Source organism: Butyricicoccus sp. OF27-2pH9A, assembly GCF_027693185.1.
Classification (GTDB): domain Bacteria; phylum Bacillota; class Clostridia; order Oscillospirales; family Butyricicoccaceae; genus Agathobaculum; species Agathobaculum butyriciproducens.
Genome location: NZ_JAQEXK010000007.1, coordinates 44,869 through 61,395, shown reverse-complemented (window position 1 = coordinate 61,395; position 16,527 = coordinate 44,869). Strand labels below are relative to the sequence as shown.

Here is a 16,527-nt window from a genome sequence, read left to right as displayed (position 1 = left end):
AGTAACTTTACGTTTTTTGTATCTTCTCACAAGAACACTTGTCCGCCCTGCAAGGATTCCTGCAAATTACTTCCATACTGCCGTCATTTTTGCAGGGAGAGCCTGCAAAATTTTTCTCACGCTGAGAACATCATAGACTATCTTCGCTATTCATAAGATATTCGTAGGGCGGGGTACCCCGCCCTGCGGTGTTCATTCAATCTGTGCAACATTTCAAGGAGGTACCCCATGACCGAAAAACGCCACGGAAAAGGACTGTTATTCATCGTAACGCTGGTTCTCGCTGCCGGTGTGATCAAGTACGCCGATATCCCCTTCGCGCAGACCGTGCGCGAAAAGGCGGCTTCCGCCCTGTCCGGCGCGGCAAACGCGGACCATGTTCTTGCGGTATTCGGCGGCTCTGCCATGCCCGCAGATACCGTTCCCGCGGAATCCTCCGGCGGTGCGGACGATATTTTAGACCGCGACCAGACCCTGTTCCCCGACACGGTTGACCAGACCGTCTATCCGATGGAGTTCGAGCACACCACGCCGACTTCCGGCACGCTGACGTCCTCTTTCGGCAGCAGGCTCAGTCCCATCACCGGTCAGCCGGGCTTCCACTACGGGCTTGACCTTGCCGCGGACGAGGGCACGCCCATCACCGCCTTCGCGGACGGCACGGTGCGCGAGACCGGTGAATCCGGCTACGGCCTGTACGTCATTGTCGATCACGCGGACGGTTTTGCAACCTTATACGCGCACTGCAGCAGCATTTCCGCCAAAGTCGGTGATACCGTCACCTGCGGTGAGCAGATCGCCAAGGTCGGCCAGACAGGCAACGCCACCGGTCCGCACCTGCACCTCGAGCTGTGGCACAATGGCGCGGCGCTCGATCCCGCCGACTATCTCGCACTGTGAGCCGGATTCAGGTCCGCGACGGCTTTCTTGTGCTCATGGCTGCGCTCTGGTGCGCGGATGAGAGCGGCGTGCTCCCCATTTTTCTGCTGGCGGCGGCTGTACACGAGTGCGGACACCTTTTCGTCATTCGTCTGTCCGGCGGCACGGTGCACGCCCTGTGCCTGACCGCCTGCGGCGCTGTCCTGCGGTGCAGCCTGCCGCCATCGCCGTTTTCGCGCGCCGCCATCTGCCTCGCCGGACCGGCGGCCAGCTTTGCGCTCACCGCACTGGCGAACCCGCTCGGCGCGTACCGGCTTGCCGGCGCAAGTGCGCTGCTCGGGCTGTTCAATCTGCTGCCCATTCCCCCGCTCGATGGCGGCATGGCGCTCCGGCACCTCGCGGACGGGCGGTTTACACGCCTGCTGAACGGGATTGCGGGCGTGTCCGTTCTCGTCCTCCTTGCGGGCGGCGTCCTCCTGTGGAAGTCGGGATTTGGCGGGTGGCTGTTGCTCGTTGGCATTATGATAACCGGCAGTGCATTCCGTAGGGGGCGCCGACCTCGGCGCACCGCATGCAACCCGCATGCACAAGCGTAACCGTAGGGGCGAACATTGTTCGCCCGCAAACCGTTCGATTTTACGCTGTTCGGGAGCACACTGTGCTCCCCTGCGGGATAATCGTTGCAGATGAAGCCGCTCCGGAGTGCCTCGCCCTGCGATAAATTCTCACAACCCTTGTAAATTTTGCCGAAATCGTGTAAAATAACGGTACAAAGATTTATCCAAACGAACCAAAAGGCTCACAATGCCTTTTGATAGAAAGGACCGAATAATTATGCTGGGAAAACGCAGAAAAAAAACTGATCTCCCCGCCGTATGCGCTGTTATCGTAGCGGCAGGCTCCTCCCGCCGCATGGGCGGCGAAAACAAGCTGCTGCTCGAGATTGACGGCGTACCCGTCCTCGCACGCACGCTTTCCGCCTTCCAGAAATGCGCCGCCATCCGCGATATCGTGCTCGTCTGCCGTGAGCAGGACATCATGCCCTACACCGAGCTGGCGAAGGCCTTCTCCATTGACAAGCTGTGCACGGTGACGCGCGGCGGCGAGACCCGCACGGAATCCGTTCTCGCGGGCATCACGGCCGCACCGGAAAACGCCGTGCTCGTTGCCGTACACGACGGTGCCCGCCCGCTCGTCTCCGAGGCCGTTATCACCGAGGCGGTTACCACCGCCGCCGAGTACGGCGCTGCCGCGCCGGTCGTTCCGGTCAAGGACAGCATCAAGCGCATCAAGGATGGAAATATCGCCGCCGATGTCGCCCGCGACACGCTTGCCGCGGTGCAGACCCCGCAGGTATTCCGCAAGGACCTGCTCCGCCGCGCGCTCACCTCGGCTGCTGAGCGCGGCTACAGCTTCACCGATGACTGCGCGGCTGTCGAGTCGCTCGGCACCATCGTCAAGGCGACCCACGGCAGCTACCAGAACATTAAGATCACCACGCCGGAGGACATTCTCGTTGCGGAAGCGCTCCTCACAAGGGAGGACAAGTGATATGCGCATCGGACACGGTTACGACGTACACAGACTGGTCTCCGGCAGACCGTGCATCATCGGCGGTGTGAACATTCCGTTTGAGCTTGGTCTGGACGGTCACTCGGACGCGGATGTGCTCACGCACGCCGTCATGGATTCCCTGCTCGGCGCGCTCGCGCTCGGTGACATCGGCAAGCATTTTCCGGATACCGACCCGCGCTACAAGGGCGCGGACAGCATCGCGCTGCTGCGTCACGTTGCCGCGCTCGTGCGCGAAAGCGGCTGGCAGCTCGGCAATTTGGATGCGACCGTACTCGCACAGGCGCCCAAGCTCGCGCCGCACATTCTGCAGATGCGCGAGAACCTTGCCGCCGCCATCGGCTGCGCGGTCGAGCAGGTTTCGGTCAAGGCGACCACCGAGGAGGGGCTGGGCTTTACCGGCTCCAAACAAGGCATTGCCGCGCACTGCGTGTGCCTTTTAGAGCGAATCTGAACAGTCTTACATATACATTATGGATAATATGGATAATAGGGGCAACACCGCATAATTGAACAAGAGCGATTTGCGAGCAAATTTTGCGTTCTGACGAGGCACGGATTTGCAGCAATACTTTGTGTATTGCAAAAAGCCGTAACGAAGTCAGGGCACAAAATTTCCGCAAAGCGCCGCGGCAGCGCGACCGGAGCCTGCGCAAGAAGCCGCAGTTTAATTGTGCGGTGTTACCCCCCCACAAAGGAAGTGAACCCAATGGATATACAGGTAAACGACATTCTTACCATGAAAAAACAGCACCCGTGCGGCAGCAAGCAGTGGCAGGTGCTGCGTATCGGTATGGATTTCAAGCTGAAATGCCTCGGCTGCGGGCATGAGGTCATGCTGCCGCGCAGCAAGGCGGAGAAAAACATCAGAACCGTAGAACGGGAGGGTGAAATCGTATGTTGATCGACGGCAAGCAAATGCACATTCAAATCACCAAGGGCGATATCGGGCGGTACGTCATTCTGCCCGGCGATCCGGCACGGTGCGAGAAGATCGCGCAGTATTTCGACGACCCGAAGCAGATCGCCCACAACCGCGAGTACACGCTGTGGACAGGCTCTCTGGACGGTGTTCCGGTTGCGGTCTGCTCGACCGGCATCGGCGGTCCGTCTGCGGCCATTGCCATGGAGGAGCTGGTCGAGTGCGGTGCGGATACGTTCATCCGCGTGGGCACGTCCGGCGGCATTGTGGACAAGGTAAAGGGCGGCGATATCGTCATTGCCACCGGCGCCATCCGGCAGGAGGGCACGAGCCGCGAGTACCTCCCCATCGAGTTCCCGGCAGTCGCGGATTTTTCCGTTGTTTCCGCGCTGCACGAGGCGGCGCAGGCGCTCGGCTTCCCCTATCACATGGGCGTTATTCAGTCCAAGGACAGCTTTTACGGCGAGATCCGTCCCGCGCAGATGCCCATTGCGGACGAGCTGACCGCCAAGTGGAAGGCATGGAAGGCGGCAGGCGCGCTCACCAGCGAGATGGAGACAGCCGCGCTCATGATCGTCGCGCAGGTGCTGCACGTTCGGTGCGGCGCGGTGCTCAACGTGCTGTGGAACGCGGACAACGACGATGCTCCCGCCATCCCGCCTGACGCCACCGAGCGCGGCGTAAAGGCCGCCGTGGAGGCCATCCGCGTGCTCATCCGTGAGGACAGCAAGGCATGAGTGAACAACAGAATCAGCAGACAGCGGCCCTCGGCACAGCACCCGTAGGGCCGCTGCTCTTTCGGCTGGCGCTGCCGACCATCACGGCGCAGGTTGTCAACCTGCTTTACAGCATCGTGGACCGCATTTACATCGGACGCATCCCGCTCGAGGGCAAGCTGGCGCTGACCGGCATGGGCGTCACCTTCCCTGTCATCACGCTCATTTCCGCATTCGCGGCGCTGATCGGCATGGGCGGTGCACCGCGGGCGTCTATCGCGCTCGGCGCAAAGGAGCACGACCGCGCGGAGCGCATCCTCGGAACGTGTACGGCGGCGCTCTGGGCGCTTGCACTCGTGCTGACAGCACTTTTCCTGCTGTTTCAGGCGCCATTACTGAAACTGTTCGGCGCATCTGCCGACACCCTGCCGTATGCGATGCAGTACCTCAACCTCTACGTTCTCGGCACGGTTTTCGTGATGACATCGCTCGGTCTGAACGGCTTCATCACCGCGCAGGGCCGTTCCTCGGTTGCGATGAAAACGGTCGTTATCGGTGCGGTGCTCAACACCGTGCTTGACCCGCTGTTCATCTTCGTGCTGAAAATGGGCGTGCGCGGCGCGGCTGTAGCGACAATTATCTCGCAGGCGGTGTCTGCGGCATGGGTTCTGCGGTTTCTGACCGGAAAGCAGACCGTTCTGCGCTTAAAACGCGCGTATTTCCGCATTGACCGACCGGTTCTGGCATCCGCAGTCGGTCTGGGCGCGTCCCCGTTTGTCATGCAGTCAACAGAAAGCCTGCTCACCATCGCGTTCAACGTATCGCTGCAGAAGTACGGCGGCGACGCAGCCGTCGGCGCAATGACCATTCTGACCTCGGTGGCGCAGATGGTGCAGCTGCCGCTGACCGGACTCGCGCAGGGCGCGCAGCCCATCCTCAGCTACGCCTGCGGCGCGAAGCGGCCCGACCGCATGAAGCGCGTCGTGCAGCTGAATCTCGCGGCGGCGTTCGTGTTCGCGTTTTCGATCTGGGCAGCTGTGCAGCTGTTCCCGCATACGGTCGTGCACCTGTTCACCTCGGATGAGGAGCTGGTCGAACGCACCGTCTGGGCGCTGCGCGTGTACTTTGCGCTCGGATTTACCAATGCGTTCCAGACCGGATTCCAGCAGTCGTTTGTGGCGCTCGGCGAGGCGCGTATCTCGCTTTTTCTCGCGCTCGAGCGCAAGGTTTTCCTGCTGATACCGTTTATTTTAATCCTGCCGCACTTTTTCGCGGATAAACTGTTCGCCGTGTTCCTCGCGGAGCCGGTCGCGGATTTATTAGCTGCGGCTACAACGACAACGCTGTTTTTGCTGCGGTTTCGGCAGATCACGCGAGATATGTGAGCCAATTTCCCTGCATCGGCTGTGCGGGGTACACGAGGCGCGTAGCGCTACGCCCTATCCGGGAGGCAGCCTTTTTCAGTACCGGCTGAGCGGGGTACACGAACTGCGCAAGCGTGTTCGCCCCTGACGGGCGGCAGCCTTTTTCAGCACCGACCCAGCGGGGTACTTGAACCGCGCACGCGGTTCACCCTATCCGGGCGGCAGTCTTTTTCGCTGAGATTCAGCGGGGAGTTGCGCTCTGCGGAGCGCGGGAACGTGCCGCGCCCCGCGGCGGGGCAAGAGGGTAGACACCAAGGTTTCTACCCTCTTAACTCCCACTTCCTTTTGGGAGAGTCTGGCGCAGATTGCCGACATGTGACCGCTGCGAAATACGGGGAACGGCAGAGGATTTTTCTACCGTAGGGGAGCACAGTGTGCTCCCATGTCGAAACCTATACGCATTACCAGATACAGTACTGCTACACAGGTGGTTTACTCTACGCAGGCGCGGCATGACAGTGCCGCGCAATTTTTTTGCGTGTTATACCGGAAGGCACCTGCGAATTTAGGTATTCGGCACCATTTATCTTCGCAGACCCTGTCTATAATAACGCGCTAAAGAATTGCGCAACACGGGTATGTTGCGCCTGCGTTGATTTAACTACATGTGTAGCAGTACGCTATCTGTGAACTGCGAATATTTTACGAAAGACACGCTGAGGTAACCCGACTGCCGTTCCCCTATTTCGCAGCGGTCACATGTAGGCAATCTGCGCCAGACTATCCAAGGGAAAGGTAGGAGTCCAAAGAGGAAGGGAAACCGCAGGTGTCCCTTCCTTTTTGCCCCCGCGGCGGGCGCCGCGACGTTCCCGCCGTCCGCAGACGGCGAATCCCCTTGCTGAGGTTCAGCGAAAAACTTCCCACCCGGATAGGGTGAACCGGCTGCGCGGTTCAAGTACCCCGCTTAGCCGGTGCTGAGAAAAAAGGTGACGCCCGTCAGGGACGAACACGCTAACGCAGTTCGCGTCCCCCGCTCAGCCGGTGCTGAAAAGGCTGCCGCCCCGTTCGGACGAACACGCTTACGCAGTTCGCGTGCCCCGGTAAATCCCTGCCGCGAAATTTTGAGATACAAAAAAGGCTCTGGATATACTCCAGAGCCTTTCTCTATGCAATTTCAGCGCAAATTAACCGTTTACCGCTGCCTTCAGCGCCTCAACCTTATCGGTATTCTCCCACTTGACGCCAAGCTCCTCGCGGCCCATGTGGCCGTAGGCTGCCAGCTGCTTGTAGATCGGCTTACGCAGGTCAAGCTGCTCGATGATCGCCGCCGGACGCAGATCGAACACCTTCTCTACGGCCTTCTCAAGCACATCGTCGCCAACAACGCCGGTGCCGAAGGTCTCTACCATGATGGAAACCGGCTCGGCAACGCCGATGGCATACGCCAGCTGAATCTCGCAGCGCTTTGCCAGACCTGCCGCAACAATGTTCTTCGCAACCCAGCGGGCCGCATACGCGCCCGAGCGGTCCACCTTGGTCGGGTCCTTGCCGGAGAACGCGCCGCCGCCATGACGGCCGATGCCGCCGTAGGTGTCCACGATGATCTTACGGCCGGTCAGACCGGAGTCGCCGTGCGGGCCGCCGATGACAAAGCGGCCGGTCGGGTTGATGAAATACTTGGTATTCTCATCCAGCAGATGGGACGGAATGACCTTCTTTACCACCTGCTCGATCATGTCCTCACGAATCTGCGCGAGGGACACCTCCGGGCTGTGCTGGGTGGAAATAACAACCGTATCCACGCGGACGGGCTGATTGTCCTCGTCATACTCTACGGTAACCTGGCTCTTGCCGTCCGGACGCAGATAGTCGAACGTGCCGTCCTTGCGAACGTCGGTCAGGCGCTTTGCCAGCTTGTGCGCCAGAGAGATCGGCAGCGGCATAAGCTCCTTGGTCTCATCGCACGCATAGCCGAACATCATGCCCTGATCGCCCGCGCCGATGGCGAGGTCAGCCTCAGAGGCGCCCTCCTTGCTCTCAAGGGAGTTGTCAACGCCGAGTGCAATGTCGGCGGACTGCTCGTCGATGGCGGTCAGGACAGCGCAGGTGTCGCAGTCAAAGCCGTACTTCGCACGATCGTAGCCGATCTCACGAACCGTGTCGCGGACAACCTTCGGGATATCCACATAGCAGGAAGTGGAAATCTCGCCCATTACCTGAACCATACCGGTGGTGCAGGTGGTCTCACAGGCTACGCGGGCATACGGATCCTGCGTTAAAATCTCGTTAAGGATCGCGTCCGAGATCTGATCGCAGATTTTATCGGGATGGCCTTCCGTAACCGATTCCGAGGTGAAAAAATGATGTGCCATTAAGTATCAGTTCCTTTCTCCAGTTCATTTTCAGAGCATTAAAAAACGCTCCTCAGCGGGAGCGAAAAGTTCGTTTTGCTCCCTCATCTTTCGTATTCTTACGCCGGATTTGGCACCTTACGTTGCAAAACAACGCAGGTTGCCGGGTTTCACAGGGCCGTTCCCTCCACCGCTCTCGATAAGGACATGTATTCACTTACGCCGTATATTTTATATAAAATTTCCGGCTTTGTCAAGGGAAATTTTCGGCAGCCAAGTGGAATATCGCCGCATTGACATTTTCCGCTCACACCGTTATAGTAATAAAGGTAAGATTTTGCCCTGCATATTTCAGGCAACACCGCACAATTAAAGCGGCGGCTCCTTGCGCAGGCTCCGGTCGCGCTGCCGCGGTGCTTTGCGGAAATTTTGTGTCCTGACTTCGTTGCAGTTTCACGGTAATACATCAAGTATTACCGCAAAACTGTGCCTCGTCAGTACGCAAAATTTACTCGCAAATCACTCTTGTTCAATCATGCGGTATTGCCTTTATCACATCACACAGCCTTCTCAGGCTGACGCACGGCAGCACTTACCCGCATTCACTTTGCACCTTAACGGGTGCTCTGTTTTGTTATGGGAGAGATTAAGGGTATTATGAATGTAAATGTTGGAATCGACATCGGCTCAACGACCGTCAAGATCGTCGTTGTGCGCGATGGAGAGATCATCCACAAACACTACGAACGGCATTTTTCCAAGGTGCGTGAAAAGGCGGTCGAGCTGGTGCGCGCGGCGCGCGAGCTCATCGGCGAGGACACGCCGCTCCGCTGTTCGATCACCGGCTCGGCCGGTTTAGGCGTGGCGAAGGCCGCGGATATTGATTTTGTACAGGAGGTGTTCGCCACCCGCAAGGCGGTAGGCGTGCACGTTCCGCAGGCCGATGTTGTCATTGAGCTGGGCGGCGAGGACGCGAAGATCGTATTCCTCACCGGTCAGCTGGAGGAGCGCATGAACGGCTCCTGCGCGGGCGGCACCGGCGCGTTCATCGACCAGATGGCGGTCCTGCTGGACGTAACGCCGGCCGAGCTCGACCAGCTCGCGCAGGGCGCGGAGCGCATCTACACCATCGCGTCCCGCTGCGGCGTATTCGCCAAGTCGGATATTCAGCCGCTGCTCAACGAGGGCGCGCGCAAGGAGGACGTTGCCGCGTCCATCTTCCAGGCGGTCGTCAACCAGACCATTGCCGGTCTGGCGCAGGGCCGCGAGGTCAAGGGCGATGTGCTGTTCCTCGGCGGCCCGCTGTTCTTCTTCAAGGGCCTGCAAAAGCGCTTTCAGGAGACGCTGAAGCTGGACGATGCGCACGCGCACTTCCCGGCTCTCGCGCCGTATGCCATCGCGGCGGGCGCGGCGGAGTACGCAGGCGGCACGCAGAAGACCTACACGGTCGATTCGCTGCTCGCGGCGCTCGAAAAGGCGGCAGACGCTCCGGTCGTTGCCAACTACCTGCCGCCGCTGTTCGAGGATGAGCAGCAGTACGAGGAATTCAAGAACCGTCACGCCATGCACGATGTCATGACGCAGAACGTCACCATGTACGAGGGCGACGCCTACCTCGGCATTGACTGCGGCTCCACCACCACCAAGCTGGTGCTCATCGGTGCGGACGACCAGATTTTGTTCCACCACTACCAGTCCAACAAGGGCAATCCGGCAGACGTTATCCGCGAGCAGCTCACCCGCCTGTACGAGCTGTGCGGCGACCGCGTACATATCGTGTCCTCGGCGGTCACCGGCTACGGCGAAGCGCTCATCCAGAATGCCTTCGGCGTGGATTTCGGTCTGGTCGAGACGGTCGCGCACTTCCGCGCGGCGCGCCATTTCTGCCCGGATGTTGATTTCATCATCGACATTGGCGGTCAGGACATCAAGTGCTTCAAAATCCGCAACAAATGCATCGACAATATTTCGCTCAACGAGGCGTGCTCGTCCGGCTGCGGCTCGTTCATCGAGACGTTCGCCCGCTCGATGGGCTACTCCATCGAGGAATTCTGCAAGCTGGGTCTGTTCGCCAAGCACCCCATCGACCTCGGTTCGCGCTGCACGGTGTTCATGAACTCCTCGGTCAAGCAGGCGCAGAAGGACGGCGCGGGCATTGACGCAATCTCCGCCGGTCTGTCGGTTTCCGTCGTCAAGAACGCGCTGTACAAGGTTATCCGCGCCCACTCGCCGGACGACCTCGGTCAGCACATTGTCGTACAGGGCGGCACGTTCCTCAATGACGCCATCCTGCGCTCGTTCGAGCAGGAAATCGGCCGCGACGTGACCCGCCCGGCTATCTCGGGTCTGATGGGCGCATACGGCGCAGCACTGCACGCCAAGGACAACCGCTGCGACACCACCACGCTCATCGGCACGGATATCCTCGCAGGCTTCGAGCACAACGTGCGCTCCACGCGCTGCGGTCTGTGTGAGAACCACTGCAATCTGACGATTAACGACTTCGGCGGCGGCCGCCGCTTCATTTCGGGCAACCGCTGCGAGCGTCCGCTCGGCGGCACGAAAAAGGCCGACCTGCCCAACCTTTATAAATGGAAGCTGGAAAAGCTGAAAAGCTACGGTGAGCCGTCCGGCATTGCAAACCCGATTGCAAAAATCGGTCTGCCGTTCGGACTGAATAACTTCGAGCTGCTGCCGTTCTGGACGGCATTCCTGCGTAAACTCGGCTTCGAGACCGTCCTCAGCGACGTTTCCACCCGCGATATGTACATGCAGGGACAGCATTCCATCCCGTCCGACACGGTTTGCTATCCGGCGAAGCTGATGCACGGCCACATCGAGAACCTGCTCGAAAAGGGCGTCGATGCGATCTTCTATCCGTGCATGACCTACAACCTCGATGAGGAACGCGCGACCAACCATTACAACTGTCCGGTCGTTGCCTACTATCCGGAGCTTTTGAAGGCGAACGTCTCCGCACTCGCGGACTTCGACTTTATGATGCCGTACTTTGAACTCGCGGACAAAAAGCGCTTCACGAAGCACGCCGTTAAGTATTTCTGCGGCAAGTACCCGCAGATCAAGAAAAAGCAGGTCATCGCCGCTGTCGAGGACGCATACATGGCGCAGGACGAATACTACATTGACGTTCGCATCGAGGGTCAGCGCGCCATCCGCTACGCGGACGAGCACGACCTTGACGTTGCCGTTATTGCAGGCCGTCCGTACCACGTTGACCCGGAGATCAACCACGGCATCGACCAGCTGATCGCCTCGTTCGGTCTGGTCATCGTGTCCGAGGATGCAGTCTGGCAGCTGACCGATGCACCCGAGGTGCATGTGCTCAACCAGTGGACGTACCACTCGCGCATGTACGGCGCGGCGAAGTACGTCACCCAGAAGGAGAACGCCCAGCTTATCCAGCTGGTGTCCTTCGGCTGCGGCATTGACGCCATCACGACCGACGAGATGCGCGCCATCTGCGAAAACGGCGGCAAAATTTACACACAGCTGAAAATCGACGAGATCAGCAATCTCGGTGCGGCAAAAATCCGTATCCGCAGCATGCTGGCCGCCGTAGAGGAGGGACGCAAGCTTGCAGAACAGCAAAACGCCTGAGGCAACGCCCGCATATTCCTACCCGCAGTTCACGGAGGAAATGCGAAAAAACTATAAGATACTGGTGCCGAACATGCTGCCCGTGCAGCTTGGACTCATCTGCCGCCTAATGAAAAACTACGGCTACGACATGGAGCTGCTGCACACCGAGGGTCCGAACATCGCGGAGCAGGGTCTGCGCAACGTACACAACGACACCTGCTACCCCGCCCTGCTGGTCATCGGTCAGCTGATGGACGCGATCGAATCCGGCAGGTACGACATTCACAAAATCGCGCTCATCCTGCCGCAGACCGGCGGCGGCTGCCGTGCGTCCAACTATATCCACCTGCTCCGCAAGGCGCTGGAAAAGAACGGCTACGGCTTCATTCCGGTCATTTCGCTGAACTTTTCCGGTCTGGAGAGCAACCCCGGCTTCAAGCTGACCAAGACCATGCTCGTGCAGGTGGCGTATGCACTTTTGATTGGTGATCTGATTATGATGGTCGCCAATCAGTGCCGTCCGTACGAGGTCGTGCCCGGCTCGACCGACAAGGCGATCGACATCTGCATGGACGCGGTCACGGGGCGCTTCACCGGCGAACGCATGGTGCGCTACGGCGAGGTAAAGCACCTGTTCCGGTTCGTTCTGGCCGTATTCGGCAAGCTGAAGCTGGATAAAACGCAGAAGAAAAAGCTGGTCGGCATTGTCGGTGAGATCTACGTCAAGTTCTCGCCGCTCGGCAACAACCGTCTGGAAGAATTCCTGCTCAGCGAAGGCTGCGAGCCGGTGCTGCCCGGTCTGATGGACTTCTGCCTGTACTGCATCTACAACTCGGTCATCGACCACGAGCTGTACAGCCGCAACGGCAAAACCGCCGCCGTCTACAAGATGGTGTACCAGTTTGTGCTCGGCAAGCAGGCCGATATCATCAAAATGATGAAAAAGGACGGTCATTTCCGTCCGCCGATGCCGTTTGACGAGGTACGCAAAAAGTCGCACGCCATTATCGGTCAGGGCGTCAAGATGGGCGAAGGCTGGCTGCTCCCCGCCGAAATGGTCGAGCTCATCAGCGAAGGCGTGACCAACATCGTCTGCACCCAGCCGTTCGGCTGCCTGCCGAACCACATCGCGGGCAAGGGCATGATCCGAAAAATCCGCGAGGTGTACCCGCAGGCGAATATCGTCGCGGTGGATTACGACCCGGGCGCGTCGAAAATTAACCAGGAAAATCGAATCAAGCTCATGCTTTCGAGCGCAGAGTAAAAGCAAAGAGGACTGCAAACGCAGTCCTCTTTTTTATGCACAGGCTGTGCATTACTCGTCGATGATGGTAGTGAACGTCAGGGTTTCGCTCTCGTTTGGATTCAGCTTGCGGATGCCCTGCTTGTGCTCAATGGCATGGTCAAGGTGATTGCCGTCCGGCAGGGTGCTCCACGGCTCGAGGCAGACGAACGGTACCTCGAAATCCTTGTACGGGCTCCACACTGCGAAATAGTCGAAGTCGGTGAAGTCCATCGTCACACGGCGGCGGTTCTTCGTGCTGGCAATGGTCGCCGTGCGGAACGGCAGACCCTCGGTCATGACCGCATCGTTTGCAAACAGCTCGCGGGAAATCGGCAGTCTGCCGTCGGTCAGCGGAACGGAAATGCGGTCGGCGGTCAGCATGACGTTCTCGTCGGTTGCAATGCGGCTGAGCGCATCCGTGCCCTCAAACTCCACATAGTAGTCGGTTATCTTCTCGCCGTCCTCCCAGCAGAGCGTGTAGGCGTCATGACCGCCAACCTCGTAATACATCACGGAATCGCTCGTATTCTTGACGATATGCTCCTTTTTCAGCGCATTTCCGTCCAAAGTATAGCGCACGGTGCAGATAAAATCCCACGGATACATCTTTTTCGTGTACTCGCTCGGCGTGAGCGTGAATTCCGCACAGGTGCCGCTGATCTTCTGTGCCTGCCACTCCAGATCGCGCCCGAAGCCGTGCTGCGTGATCTCATACGGCTTACCGTCCACCGTATAGGTCTTATCCTTGAGCCGTCCCACGATTGGGAACAGAATGGGCGCATGCCGTTTCCATGCCGCCGGATCGCCCTTCCAGACGTACTCCGTGCCGTCCTTTTTGCTCGTAAAGCGGGTCAGTTCGGCACCGAATTCGTTAATTTCCACCCGAAAGCGTTCGTTTTCCAATACCTGCATGGGTTTTTCCTCCTTTACTCTTATGTTAAGGATACCCACTTTATCCGGCAAAGTCAAGAAAAAAGGACGAACCAAACGGTTCGTCCTTTGCTTTTACTCCAGCTCCGAAATCGCTCTGCGGATTGCGGCATCCTGCTGCTCCACGGCGTCGAGCAGGCTCCTGTCCTCGAGCGGCTTCTCCCCTCTCATGGCCTCGGTCAGCACAGCGCTGACCTGATACAGCCGCTCAAAGCCGAGGTTCTGCGCTACGCCCTTGAGGGTATGCGCACCGCGAAAGGCAGCTTCCCAGTCCTGCTGCTCCACCGCGTTGTGCAGGTCGGCGCAGGTCGGGTCATCCTGATACTTCTTCACGAACTTTTTCACCATGTTCTCATTGCACAGGCGCTGCAGCGTGTCCGCATAATCGCCGCCGATCTGTGCATAAAACTCTTCCAGATTCATGTATGTACTCCTCCTCAGGTCTGTACGTCGTTGCGCTTTTGCTTTGCCCAGTACATCAGCTTGTCCGCCCGGCGGATGGCCTCGATCAGCGGATGCGCCTGATACACACCGCCGATGCTGACGGTCGGGTGGATATTCTTGTACTGCGGGATTTCGGTCGTGTACACGGCTCCCCGAATGCGCTCGAGTGTCGAACGAAATTTCTCCGCCGGGATATGCGACAGCAGCAGCACAAATTCATCACCGCCGTAGCGGACGAGTGTGTCCGCTGTGTTGACGCGCGCGAGAATGACATTCGCAACGTGCCGCAGCACCGCGTCGCCCGCAAGGTGGCCGTATTCGTCGTTGATCTCCTTAAAGTTGTCAATGTCGATCACCGCCAGCGCCTCCGCCTTTTCCAGCTCGGGCTGCTGGTCCTCGAGGTAGCGGCGCCCGTACGCGCCTGTCACCGGATCCAGATAAAAATCCTCTCCGTGCGAGGCATCCAGCCGGAACTGCCGCCCGCCGCTCGTCACCCAAACGCTGTCGCTGAGCCTGCTGCCCAGCTCGAGCACGCACTCGCGTCCGTCCACGACCAGATAGCGCGAAATCAGCTGATACGCGCACTCGTCGGTAAGCTCCAGCTTGCTCATGCGCGTCTTTTCCTCCATGCAGCAGCAGGAAATGCATCTGCTGCATCGCTTTCCGTGGTTCCACACCGGAGAGCACGGCAGGACGCGGTCCGAGAACGTGCCGTCCGCATTCAGCTGCAGGATTTCGCCCCTTTTCGGATCAACCAGCCGCACCACATCAAAAATGCGGCTCATTCCCTGCATTGCATCCGCAAGCTGCCTGCCGGTGACAGCGCCGGAATCCGGCAGCGCCATTTCCGGCAGCATGATATCGGTCTGCAGCTCGCGGAACTGACCGACAGCGCCGAGATACCGCGGCTTGGCGTCACTCGACCAGAGCGCACGAGCCGCGAGCATGTACTCGTGTTCCCAGCCGACCTCCGGAAACCGCAGGGTGATCGGCATGCTGACATCCGGAGCATCCCGCGTGGTAACATACAGCGCGTTTTCCAGGCGGTGAAGGTCATCCTTGCTGAAGATCGTGAATTTTTCCGTATCCGCCGCATCATACAGACGGCTGCCAAACGGCAGCGTATCCGTGTGGTCCGTCACAGAGATGGTGCGCGTTGCCGCATCATAGTCGAACTGAATGCCGCAGGACTGCTTGGCAAAGAAGTCGGTCTTGATACGCTCGGTCTCGAGCGCCTGAATCGAGCGCCCGACCTGCGGCGTCGCCTGCTTGAGCATCATTTCGGTCGAAAGCTGCTGCGTGCGCGCCGTGCTGTGCATATATCCCTCGTTCGCCTCGCGCAGACGCTCCCTGATCTGCAGCGACGCATCGAGCAGGCACTCGAGCAGCAGCGGATTGAACGTGCCGCACTCGCCGTTTACGATCATCCGCAGGGCGGTCTCGTGGTCATACGCGGACTTGTAGCAGCGCACGCTTGTCAGCGCGTCGTACACATCGGCAACCGAAACGACCTGCGCCGCAATCGGGATCTCCTCGCCGGTCAGGCCGTCCGGATAGCCGCGGCCGTCGTAGCGCTCGTGATGCCAGCGCGCGATCTCATACGCGGTCTTGAGCAGCGGCTCCTCATTCGAGAACGGCAGGCCGTGCAGGATATCCGCGCCGACCGTCGTGTGCGACTTCATGATCTCGAACTCTTCCTTTGTCAGCTTGCCGGGCTTGTTGATGATCTCATCCGGAATACTGACCTTGCCGATATCGTGCAGCGCGGACGCACTCGAGATCAGCTGAATATCCTCCTGCGTCAGCGAATAGCGGTCGGTCTTCTGCACCAGACGGCTCAGCAGCACCTCGGTGATGGTGCGGATGTGCAGCACATGCGGGCCGCTCTCGCCGTTGCGGAACTCGACAATATGGCTGAAGATATTGATCATCAGGTCGCTGATCTTTTCTTTTTCGTAAATCTGCTCGGCGGCAAGCCGCATCAGCCGCTTCTGCTTGGCGGCCAGTATCAGCGCGTTGACCACGCGGCGGCGCACGACCATGCGGTCGAACGGGCGGCTGATATAGTCGATAACGCCGAGGTCATACGCGCGCTCGATGTGCTCGATGCCGTTCTCCGCCGAGATCATCACCACCGGGATATCCTCGATCTGGCGGTTGTTGTTCATCGCGGTCAGCACGTCAAAGCCGTTCATCTCCGGCATGACCATATCCAGCAGGATAAGGTCGATATCGGTGTGCGTCCGCAGCAGCTCGATCGCGCGTGCGCCGTTTTCCGCCTCGATAAAATTGTATTCATCACCAAGAATATCGGTTAAGATCGTGCGATTCAGCTCGGAATCATCTACGATCAGAATCGTGCTTTTCTCTTTCATTCGTGCTAAAACCTCCTGCCGGTCAAGCAATAGATACCGTGATTGATTGATCACAGGCCGCATAAAACAAATCGTGTTCCTGCATGCAT

The 16,527-nt window shown here is 59.0% G+C and carries 13 protein-coding genes and 1 riboswitch; of the genes, 9 read left to right on the top strand and 4 right to left on the bottom strand.

The window, feature by feature from the left end:
* The first annotated feature begins 228 nt into the window (after positions 1-228).
* The 7 genes from PG722_RS07135 to PG722_RS07105 all read left to right on the top strand — a co-directional run bounded on the left by PG722_RS07135 (position 229) and on the right by PG722_RS07105 (position 5,474).
* The gene (locus PG722_RS07135; protein ID WP_118648206.1) at positions 229-900 is read left to right on the top strand and encodes a M23 family metallopeptidase; all 672 of its coding nucleotides are present in this window, start codon (positions 229-231) and stop codon (positions 898-900) included.
* Positions 897-1,475: a site-2 protease family protein gene (locus PG722_RS07130; protein WP_270580097.1), complete on the top strand. Its 579-nt coding sequence runs from the start codon at positions 897-899 to the stop codon at positions 1,473-1,475. The genes PG722_RS07135 and PG722_RS07130 overlap by 4 nt, the downstream gene beginning before the upstream one ends.
* Positions 1,476-1,713: 238 nt before the next feature.
* Positions 1,714-2,430 (top strand): 2-C-methyl-D-erythritol 4-phosphate cytidylyltransferase, encoded by a 717-nt coding sequence (gene ispD, locus PG722_RS07125; RefSeq protein WP_117488758.1) that lies wholly within the window; start codon positions 1,714-1,716, stop codon positions 2,428-2,430.
* Between the two features lies 1 nt (position 2,431).
* Complete coding sequence (gene ispF / locus PG722_RS07120) at positions 2,432-2,905, top strand: 2-C-methyl-D-erythritol 2,4-cyclodiphosphate synthase (protein WP_117751979.1); 474 nt, start codon at positions 2,432-2,434, stop codon at positions 2,903-2,905.
* 255 nt (positions 2,906-3,160) lie between these two features.
* Entirely contained in the window at positions 3,161-3,355 is a 195-nt protein-coding gene (locus tag PG722_RS07115; RefSeq protein WP_117488760.1) for a DUF951 domain-containing protein, read from the top strand.
* Complete coding sequence (udp, locus tag PG722_RS07110; RefSeq protein WP_270580096.1) at positions 3,349-4,110, top strand: uridine phosphorylase; 762 nt, start codon at positions 3,349-3,351, stop codon at positions 4,108-4,110. The genes PG722_RS07115 and udp overlap by 7 nt, the downstream gene beginning before the upstream one ends.
* Positions 4,107-5,474, top strand: coding sequence for an MATE family efflux transporter (locus PG722_RS07105; RefSeq protein WP_270580094.1), 1,368 nt, complete (start codon positions 4,107-4,109; stop codon positions 5,472-5,474). The genes udp and PG722_RS07105 overlap by 4 nt, the downstream gene beginning before the upstream one ends.
* Positions 5,475-6,637: 1,163 nt before the next feature.
* Here PG722_RS07105 and metK read toward each other — a convergent pair.
* Positions 6,638-7,825, bottom strand: coding sequence for a methionine adenosyltransferase (gene metK, locus PG722_RS07100; RefSeq protein WP_119191448.1), 1,188 nt, complete (start codon positions 7,823-7,825; stop codon positions 6,638-6,640).
* 80 nt (positions 7,826-7,905) lie between these two features.
* Positions 7,906-8,010: riboswitch (SAM riboswitch) on the bottom strand.
* Positions 8,011-8,440: 430 nt separating this feature from the next.
* Here metK and PG722_RS07095 point away from each other — a divergent pair.
* Positions 8,441-11,422 carry an acyl-CoA dehydratase activase gene (locus PG722_RS07095; RefSeq protein WP_270580093.1) on the top strand — a complete coding sequence of 994 codons (2,982 nt, stop codon included), beginning with the start codon at positions 8,441-8,443 and terminating at the stop codon, positions 11,420-11,422.
* The gene (locus PG722_RS07090; RefSeq protein ID WP_330674659.1) at positions 11,400-12,668 is read left to right on the top strand and encodes a 2-hydroxyglutaryl-CoA dehydratase; all 1,269 of its coding nucleotides are present in this window, start codon (positions 11,400-11,402) and stop codon (positions 12,666-12,668) included. Before PG722_RS07095 ends, PG722_RS07090 begins: the two co-directional genes overlap by 23 nt.
* Positions 12,669-12,719: 51 nt before the next feature.
* Here the strand turns inward: PG722_RS07090 and PG722_RS07085 are convergent, their stop codons facing one another.
* The 3 genes from PG722_RS07085 to PG722_RS07075 all read right to left on the bottom strand — a co-directional run bounded on the left by PG722_RS07085 (position 12,720) and on the right by PG722_RS07075 (position 16,438).
* Positions 12,720-13,601, bottom strand: a complete 882-nt coding sequence (locus PG722_RS07085; protein WP_270580091.1) for an aldose 1-epimerase family protein — start codon at positions 13,599-13,601, stop codon at positions 12,720-12,722.
* 93 nt (positions 13,602-13,694) lie between these two features.
* Complete coding sequence (locus tag PG722_RS07080; RefSeq protein ID WP_227109741.1) at positions 13,695-14,042, bottom strand: Hpt domain-containing protein; 348 nt, start codon at positions 14,040-14,042, stop codon at positions 13,695-13,697.
* A 14-nt stretch (positions 14,043-14,056) separates the two neighbouring features.
* Positions 14,057-16,438 (bottom strand): diguanylate cyclase, encoded by a 2,382-nt coding sequence (locus PG722_RS07075; RefSeq protein ID WP_270580090.1) that lies wholly within the window; start codon positions 16,436-16,438, stop codon positions 14,057-14,059.
* Positions 16,439-16,527 lie beyond the last annotated feature (89 nt).

Coding starts and splice junctions, on each gene's coding strand:
- PG722_RS07135 (WP_118648206.1), top strand. CDS start 229: ATGACCGAAAAACGCCACGGAAAAGGACTGTTATTCATCGTAACGCTG.
- ispD (WP_117488758.1), top strand. CDS start 1,714: ATGCTGGGAAAACGCAGAAAAAAAACTGATCTCCCCGCCGTATGCGCT.
- ispF (WP_117751979.1), top strand. CDS start 2,432: ATGCGCATCGGACACGGTTACGACGTACACAGACTGGTCTCCGGCAGA.
- PG722_RS07115 (WP_117488760.1), top strand. CDS start 3,161: ATGGATATACAGGTAAACGACATTCTTACCATGAAAAAACAGCACCCG.
- udp (WP_270580096.1), top strand. CDS start 3,349: ATGTTGATCGACGGCAAGCAAATGCACATTCAAATCACCAAGGGCGAT.
- PG722_RS07105 (WP_270580094.1), top strand. CDS start 4,107: ATGAGTGAACAACAGAATCAGCAGACAGCGGCCCTCGGCACAGCACCC.
- metK (WP_119191448.1), bottom strand. CDS start 7,825: ATGGCACATCATTTTTTCACCTCGGAATCGGTTACGGAAGGCCATCCC.
- PG722_RS07095 (WP_270580093.1), top strand. CDS start 8,441: ATGGGAGAGATTAAGGGTATTATGAATGTAAATGTTGGAATCGACATC.
- PG722_RS07085 (WP_270580091.1), bottom strand. CDS start 13,601: ATGCAGGTATTGGAAAACGAACGCTTTCGGGTGGAAATTAACGAATTC.
- PG722_RS07080 (WP_227109741.1), bottom strand. CDS start 14,042: ATGAATCTGGAAGAGTTTTATGCACAGATCGGCGGCGATTATGCGGAC.
- PG722_RS07075 (WP_270580090.1), bottom strand. CDS start 16,438: ATGAAAGAGAAAAGCACGATTCTGATCGTAGATGATTCCGAGCTGAAT.